Raw genomic sequence first — 6,803 nt, 5'->3', positions numbered from 1 at the left:
TTCCCTCACCTCCGTACGATAAGTCAACATCGATTCACTTGCGTTCATCGTGTTTCCTTTATCTCCTGCGGTAAGATTGATCAGCTAAAACCGCCGCTTTGCGCGGCAACGCTGACCCACCCTGCATGGCAGGGCGCAGTCCGTACGTCGCTAACCGAGCGCTTACGCTTTTTTATTGACATACTGGTTATTTTGTTCAGTTTTCAAAGAGCAATTCATTTATTGTCGTTTTTTGCGACAAAATATAATTTACCATGATTTGCAGTGGGTTGTCAATACATTTTTTGATAAAGTTTTCAAGAAAGATTTAATGGCTCGAAAAGTGTTTATTTGCTTTATTGACAACAGAAAATAATATAGCATATATAATTTTTAAGTGCAATAGAAAAAGCCAAAAAATCACAAAAGATTTTTTGGCCGGATAAGGCTTATGTTATCTTCATTGATTCTCAGTACGTCTTGGCATATATTTGATGCATTCCTGCTCGCTTGCGACACGGCGAAACAGGTTAAACAAAGTTTGGTATCGATCCCTCATTGCTCGTTTGACCATTTGATCAATCCTGTGATCTTCCAGGTCCATCAACAATTCTTCCAGTTCACGCTTCAATAAGTATTCCATTTCTTTTTGTTCAACATCATTAATTAACAATCCAAGCATTCTATTCACCTCAATATTGTCTATTAGAGCATTTGGCTTTTCACCAAGCTTTTATACCTCAGTTGCGATAAATTCCCTCAGTCATCTAATCAATTAAAACATACCCTTTTTCTCCGGATTAAAACGTATAAAACTACCTTATATATTAGTTTAAACGTTGTCATCATATTTATTCGCAAAACTTATCGAATTGAGTCGGTTAATCGTGAGTTTAAGTAAACATTTCCCTGAATCACAGGAACCAGCGCCATATTTCAGACAAAAAACAATAGCTTGTTCATATTACTGATTTACATTCATAAAATAGGATAACGATGATTGGGAGGAATTATCATGAGTCATTTTTATGTCTGGAAGCTAAACAGGTGGAAGCGCTGGTCGATTGTAGTTTTAGTTGCATTTTTTACTGCATTATTTTTATGGTTTGAAAGCATGGGTTCTCTTGCTGTATTTTCCAAGGAAGAACCTGCTGCCTTTACAAGAGGAAATGCTAATCAATCCAATGTTGCATTAACGTTTAACATCAGCTGGGGAGAGGAAAAAGTCCACGATATTTTAAAACAGCTAAAAAAGCACAATGTACAAGCCACCTTTTTTGTAAGTGGTGAATGGGCAGAGCGGCATCCAAAAATATTGAAAAAAATTACGAAAGGCAAACACGAACTTGGAATGCTCGGCTATCGGTATGAAAGCTATCTGGATATGGAGCTTGAGCAGGTAAAAAAAGATTTGCAACATGCCAGAGAGGTCTTTAATAAGCTCGGTTATAAAGATGTGAATTTACTCAGACCGCCGAGCGGCCATTTTAACAAAGAAATTATTGAGCTTGCTGAGGAAATGGATTATAAGGTTGTTCACTGGAATGTCAGTCCGCATGATTGGGAAAATCCGGGGACCCAGCAAATCGTAAATAAAGTCATGAACAAAACTGATAATGGTGATATCATCCTGATGCATGCATCCGATTCGGTAAAACAGACCGGAAAGGCGCTAACTACAATTCTTCCGGGGTTAACAAACAAAGGATTCCAATTCGTCTCCATATCGGAAATGATTAATCAGGCACACGCGGAAGCAAAAATCGTGGATTAATCCATTAAGCCGTACCACCAAAATCGGTGATACGGCTTTTATTAGGCTTTCTGAGAACCTGCTGGCGTTTTTCTGTTGTTTTCAGTCCGTTCTTTGGAACTATTTGTTATTTTATGCAATACAAGTAATTGATACGTATTGCAGGCGAGCAACGGGATAATCATCAGCCATGCATAATCTGATCCGCTCGTCCGAAGTCCCGGAACCCATTCAATTGCCGTCATCACAACCATTAAAAATAACGCCGGAATAAATGCACGCTGGTTGGTTGCACGGGCCTTCAATTTGGCTATAACCCATCCATATCCAAGAATTCCCGCTGCCATCAGTAAGTATAAATAGATTGGAACCTCGCCATTTGATGCATTATAGGGGAAGTAGACCAAATCAAATACAACAAATGCAATCAGCAGCACTTGTACAGTCGGCCAAAACGTCCGAAACAGGCCAAGTCCGAATTGGTTAATAAACAAATACGCAAAAAAGCCGGTTTGACTGATTACACTGAAAACCAATCCCAATCCGACAAAAAATATGATCAACCCTGTTAATTCCATAAAATCAATTGGATTTAAAATGTTGGCATACGAGTCCGTTTTAACAAAAAAACTGGTAATAAGTCCCGTTACTGCGCCAATTAAAAGTGTCTTTAAGAACAATCCAACCCACTTGCGACTATTCAATCTGTTTTCCTCCTACTGTTTGTTCAACATTCAAGCCTATTTTATCACGAAGCTTTCCACTTTTCCTCTATAATGTGCATATTTTTTCTGTTTCACACGCATATTAAACAGGAGAGGAAGGAGGAATTCCAAGTGAAACGGGCACTAAGTATTTTATTTATAACCATGCTCGTTGTTGTTCTTAGTGCTTGCAACGGGGGAAGTACTGCAGGCAAAGAGGCTGATTATGATACGACCAAAAAAATGGTTGTTGATATTTTACAGACCGAAGATGGTAAAAAAGCACTGAGAGAAATTTTATCTGATGAAAAAATGAAGCAGCAGCTTGTGATTCAGTCAGATGCTGTTAAGAAGGCATTGAATGAGGTACTTGCTTCTGATAAAGCAAAAGATATGTGGACAAAATTATTCGAGGATCCAAAGTTTGTAAAAGCATACGCCAAAGCGATGTCCGATGAGCACAAAAAACTGATGAAAGAACTAATGAAAGACCCGGATTTTCAAAAACAGATGCTGGAATTGATGCAAAATCCGCAAATTAACAAACAAATGCTCAGCGTAATGAAAAGCCAGGAATTCCGGAAACATCTTGAGAAAACGATTCAGGAAACATTACAGTCACCATTGTTCCAGTCGAAAATGACGGAAATATTATTAAAAGCAGCAGAAGACCAAAGCAAACAGCAAGGCAAACAATCTCAAAGCGGTCAAAGCGGCCAAAGCGGCCAAGGTGGCCAGTCCGGCGGATCAAACAGTACCGGCGGCCAATGATAAAAGAGGTGACAATTTCATGCCACCTCTTTCTTTTTAAATTCGCTTTCTGTTTTATTCTTCCACTTTCGCAACAACTTTTGCAGCTATTTTATGATATTCTTTTCCAAGGGGATGGTCCTGCTGGTAAACAGAAGGAGCAAACTCGTCCTCTTCTTCATACGGCTGCTGCAGCGGCAAATGTCCAAGAACTTGTGTTTTCAATACTTCGGCAAGTTTTTTGCCACCGCCTTTTCCGAAAACATATTCTTTCTCACCGGTTTTCTTGCTTTCAAAATATGCCATGTTTTCTACAACACCCAAAATTTCGTGCTCTGTTTTGATTGCCATTTGACCTGCACGCGCAGCAACAAATGCAGCAGTCGGATGCGGGGTGGAAACAATTATTTCTTTACAGGTTGGCAGCATCTCATGCACGTCCATCGCAATATCACCGGTGCCCGGAGGTAAGTCAAGCAACAGATAGTCCAAGTCACCCCATTCAACTTCCTTGAAAAAGCTGTTCAGCATTTTGCCAAGCATCGGTCCGCGCCAAATGATCGGTGAATTATCCTCAACAAAGAAGCCCATCGAAATTACCTTTACCCCAAAACGTTCTACGGGAATGATCTTTTCACCACGAACAGCCGGACGTTCCTCAACCCCCATCATATCGGGGACACTGAACCCATATATATCTGCATCAATAATACCTACTTTTTTACCGAGTCGCATCAATGACATAGCAAGATTTACTGTTACCGTCGACTTGCCTACACCGCCTTTACCGCTGGAAACGGCAATAAAGTTCGGGTGTTTTCCTCCACCTAACAGACTTTTCTCCTTTTCTTCCTCAGCTGCAGGCTGGTATTCCCGGATTACCTCATCAGGCAATTGTTCAAAACGCAGCCCGACAGTTGATGCACCGTTTTTTTTCAAGATACCGACGATTTCCTGCTGGAGCTGCATCTGCTCTGCGGTGTTTGTCTTACCTATCCCTATCTTAACACTGACATGTTTCTTCTCTTCTTTAATGTTAACTTCTTTTACCCCGCCTGTTTCTTCAAGCGTTCTATGTAAAAATGGATCGTTAACAGAATGAAGCAATTCCTTCACTTCTTCTTGTGATAGCACAGTCAGTCACCATTCCTTTCGCAGCGTATTTATAGCAAAACATTTTATTTTTTTGCACACAACGCAAGTATAACACAAATCATCTAATTTCTAAGTGATTTGAATCATATTTGGGAAAGTGGAATCGACTGCCCAGAAACATGGTTCGCGTCCAGTAACACTGGATCGATTGCTTGATGCTTATCTATGGTGGGGGTCTAAAGTTCAACTTGTTTTTACGCTTTTGATACGACGGATTTAGTAATTTGTTCGGCGGTTTTGGTTATTTTATCGGCGGCTCTAAATTTATTCATACCGCGGGGAGGACAGCGCTCCAGCACAAACCAACAGTTTCAGCTTTCTTGCTCGGGTTCTTCTGTGACATACCTCAAAATTCCCTGATAAATACTACCAGCCATTTTCCGCTGATAATCTTCTTTTTTCAGATGTTCCCGCTCATGCTCATTTGAAAGGAATCCCGCTTCCACCAATGCACCCGGAATTTCCGCATGTTTAAGCAGATAAACACCCTTTATCGGCAATGCCTCTCTGTCGGTGTTCTCCAAATTGCGAATAATTTCTGCTTGAATCATTTTAGCAAGGTGCCTGCTTTTATCATACCTTGGAAAATAAAATGTTTGCGCACCGCTCCATTTTGTTGAAGATAAGGCGTTTAAATGGAGGGTAAGAAAAAAGTCCGCATCCTTCTCCTTAATAAATTCCAGCCGGTTGCGGATATCTTCAGACTTTCTCCGTGACAACCCCGCAGTATCTTCTTTCGCCAAATCCTTGTCATCTTCCCTGGTCAAATATACAAGTGCACCTGCCTGCTGTAAAAAATCCCGTGTTTTCTTGGCAATCTCAAGGGCAATGTCCTTTTCCAGGGTCTCGTCCTTCCCAACCGCTCCTCCATCAGGGCCACCATGCCCGGGGTCGATTACAATAGTCTTTCCTGCTAATGGCAATGCCCACGTTTTCCATGTGGAGTCGGCCTTCTGTATTGGATATTGGATAAGGAATGCCAATACGACAAACCCAACAGCCCACAGAAATACCTTCTTAAAACGTTCCATAACACTCGCCCCTTATAATTCTGCTTGAACTATTGTATGGGACGAGCGAGTAGTTTATGATTAGTATAGGAAACGGTTTAGAAAAATATTGATGTGGTATGATAAATAGCAGAGAACATGCTGGAAGGGGTTTTTTAGATGGATTGGATAGGGATTGGCGTCATAATTATCGGACTTGCTTTTTTGGCACTCGTAGTTTTCTTAATAAAGCCATTGAAAAATTTGACGGAACTGTTTGCCAGCCTGCAGAAGACTACTGATGAGCTGCCGAATCAGGTTGCTGACATAACCAGTGAGACAACCAGCGCCATCAGTGCCGGAAAAGATGCCCTTAAACAGGTAAACAACCAGATGAATGAATTAAGTCCGCTTTTTCAGCTGATTGGTGATATGGGAACTACTACCCGCGGCCTGTCTTCCTCATTAATTAAAGTCAATGCAACGATGAGGGAACAGTTGGAAACTGATTCTGTAATCAAACGGAATAATCTGGAATGGATATATGGAATCATGACCCTGGGATATTGTATTTTCCAGCGGCAGAAAACTACCAATTAAAAAATCCCCTACTATGGGGATTTTTTTATTTATCTTCCGTCTTTTTTTTCCGTGAGACGTTGAATTTTGCCAATGGTGTGGTCAGTTTTCTGGACATTTCACCGACATCACCAAGCATGTAAAATAACGGGCTTAACGTACGCAATTTTTCATTCACATCGGAAAGCGTGTCATTGGTATGGTTGATCAGGCTTCCTGTTTCCCGGAAAATATCATCAAGCTGATCCGGCAGCGGTTCGACCGTTTTTTCAATACCGCGGAGAATGTTTGCCAAATTATTTAATGTCCATGCAAGGTAAATGGCGAGTACCAAAAAGGCTACTCCAATGAATATTACTCCTATTCCTGTCAATGTCATCTTTATCCCTCATTTCTATTATTTCTTTGCGGGCAGGTTTTCTTCCTGAACCACTAATTCGTTTTTCACACTTTTCTTTTTCCATCGCCTGAAAATCTTAAAGGCAACTTCTCCCCACTTAGCGCCCTCTGTCAAGCGCTCAATTGTTTGCGGCGAGTCATATTCAGGGAGTTTTTTAGTTTGCTTGTCCATCAACCGGCTGCCAGCATTTATCGCATGACCGGTATTATCCATCGCGTCAAACAAACCATCTGTTGCAGTTAGCTTATCATTAAAATCATCAACGAGTTTTTCAGTCTCCTGGAGCGTGTCTTGCAGTTCCGGTGTCAGATAATGAAGCTTTTGCTCAACCTCACCTAATGAATTACCGACTGATTTCATCGACTTCGAAACGCGTATTAAAACGTAACACATATAAATGGTGACGAGTGCAAATGCCAGTGCAAAGAATAGAATTCCAACATATACGAAATCCATTGGTTATGTACCTCCCTTGTAAACTGATTTACCACCAG

Annotated in this window: 10 protein-coding genes; 4 read left to right on the top strand and 6 right to left on the bottom strand. The window is 40.9% G+C overall.

Features of this window, described 5'->3' with window-relative positions:
• On the top strand, positions 1 to 258 hold a 258-nt coding region (locus ABD010_RS06060; RefSeq protein ID WP_343811200.1), incomplete at its 5' end, for a hypothetical protein.
• Positions 259 to 439: 181 nt separating this feature from the next.
• Here ABD010_RS06060 and ABD010_RS06055 read toward each other — a convergent pair.
• A complete protein-coding gene (locus ABD010_RS06055) occupies positions 440 to 661 on the bottom strand; it encodes a hypothetical protein (RefSeq protein WP_343811198.1) in 222 nt (73 codons plus the stop codon).
• Positions 662 to 994: 333 nt separating this feature from the next.
• Between ABD010_RS06055 and pdaB the strand changes: the two genes are divergently transcribed.
• Positions 995 to 1,753: a polysaccharide deacetylase family sporulation protein PdaB gene (gene pdaB, locus ABD010_RS06050; protein ID WP_343811197.1), complete on the top strand. Its 759-nt coding sequence runs from the start codon at positions 995 to 997 to the stop codon at positions 1,751 to 1,753.
• A 41-nt stretch (positions 1,754 to 1,794) separates the two neighbouring features.
• On the opposite strand, the gene ABD010_RS06045 is transcribed toward pdaB, so the two are convergent.
• A complete protein-coding gene (locus ABD010_RS06045; protein WP_343811196.1) occupies positions 1,795 to 2,436 on the bottom strand; it encodes a KinB-signaling pathway activation protein in 642 nt (213 codons plus the stop codon).
• A gap of 132 nt (positions 2,437 to 2,568) precedes the next feature.
• Here ABD010_RS06045 and gerD point away from each other — a divergent pair, with 132 nt between their 5' ends.
• On the top strand, positions 2,569 to 3,207 hold the full coding sequence (gerD, locus tag ABD010_RS06040; protein WP_343811195.1) for a spore germination lipoprotein GerD: 639 nt from the start codon (positions 2,569 to 2,571) through the stop codon (positions 3,205 to 3,207).
• Between the two features lie 54 nt (positions 3,208 to 3,261).
• Here the strand turns inward: gerD and ABD010_RS06035 are convergent, their stop codons facing one another.
• Both ABD010_RS06035 and cwlD read right to left on the bottom strand, forming a co-directional pair.
• Complete coding sequence (locus ABD010_RS06035) at positions 3,262 to 4,320, bottom strand: Mrp/NBP35 family ATP-binding protein (RefSeq protein ID WP_343811194.1); 1,059 nt, start codon at positions 4,318 to 4,320, stop codon at positions 3,262 to 3,264.
• Positions 4,321 to 4,652: 332 nt separating this feature from the next.
• Entirely contained in the window at positions 4,653 to 5,372 is a 720-nt protein-coding gene (cwlD, locus tag ABD010_RS06030; protein ID WP_343811193.1) for an N-acetylmuramoyl-L-alanine amidase CwlD, read from the bottom strand.
• A gap of 138 nt (positions 5,373 to 5,510) precedes the next feature.
• Here cwlD and ABD010_RS06025 point away from each other — a divergent pair, with 138 nt between their 5' ends.
• Positions 5,511 to 5,930 carry a DUF948 domain-containing protein gene (locus tag ABD010_RS06025; RefSeq protein ID WP_343811192.1) on the top strand — a complete coding sequence of 140 codons (420 nt, stop codon included), beginning with the start codon at positions 5,511 to 5,513 and terminating at the stop codon, positions 5,928 to 5,930.
• Positions 5,931 to 5,955: 25 nt separating this feature from the next.
• Here ABD010_RS06025 and ABD010_RS06020 read toward each other — a convergent pair whose 3' ends face one another.
• Positions 5,956 to 6,288, bottom strand: coding sequence for a DUF948 domain-containing protein (locus tag ABD010_RS06020; protein ID WP_343811191.1), 333 nt, complete (start codon positions 6,286 to 6,288; stop codon positions 5,956 to 5,958).
• A gap of 18 nt (positions 6,289 to 6,306) precedes the next feature.
• Entirely contained in the window at positions 6,307 to 6,765 is a 459-nt protein-coding gene (locus tag ABD010_RS06015) for a DUF948 domain-containing protein (RefSeq protein ID WP_343811190.1), read from the bottom strand.
• Between the last annotated feature and the right edge of the window lie 38 nt (positions 6,766 to 6,803).

The sequence above is a fragment of the Virgibacillus siamensis genome (assembly GCF_039522605.1).
Lineage (GTDB): Bacteria > Bacillota > Bacilli > Bacillales > Amphibacillaceae > Lentibacillus > Lentibacillus siamensis.
Note: the sequence above shows the minus strand (reverse complement) of the source record. Positions and strands in the feature narration are given on the sequence as shown.

Bases quoted from the DNA above. Each gene is read 5' to 3' on its own strand.
- ABD010_RS06055 (WP_343811198.1), bottom strand. From the start codon at position 661: ATGCTTGGATTGTTAATTAATGATGTTGAACAAAAAGAAATGGAATAC.
- pdaB (WP_343811197.1), top strand. From the start codon at position 995: ATGAGTCATTTTTATGTCTGGAAGCTAAACAGGTGGAAGCGCTGGTCG.
- cwlD (WP_343811193.1), bottom strand. From the start codon at position 5,372: ATGGAACGTTTTAAGAAGGTATTTCTGTGGGCTGTTGGGTTTGTCGTA.
- ABD010_RS06025 (WP_343811192.1), top strand. From the start codon at position 5,511: ATGGATTGGATAGGGATTGGCGTCATAATTATCGGACTTGCTTTTTTG.
- ABD010_RS06020 (WP_343811191.1), bottom strand. From the start codon at position 6,288: ATGACATTGACAGGAATAGGAGTAATATTCATTGGAGTAGCCTTTTTG.
- ABD010_RS06015 (WP_343811190.1), bottom strand. From the start codon at position 6,765: ATGGATTTCGTATATGTTGGAATTCTATTCTTTGCACTGGCATTTGCA.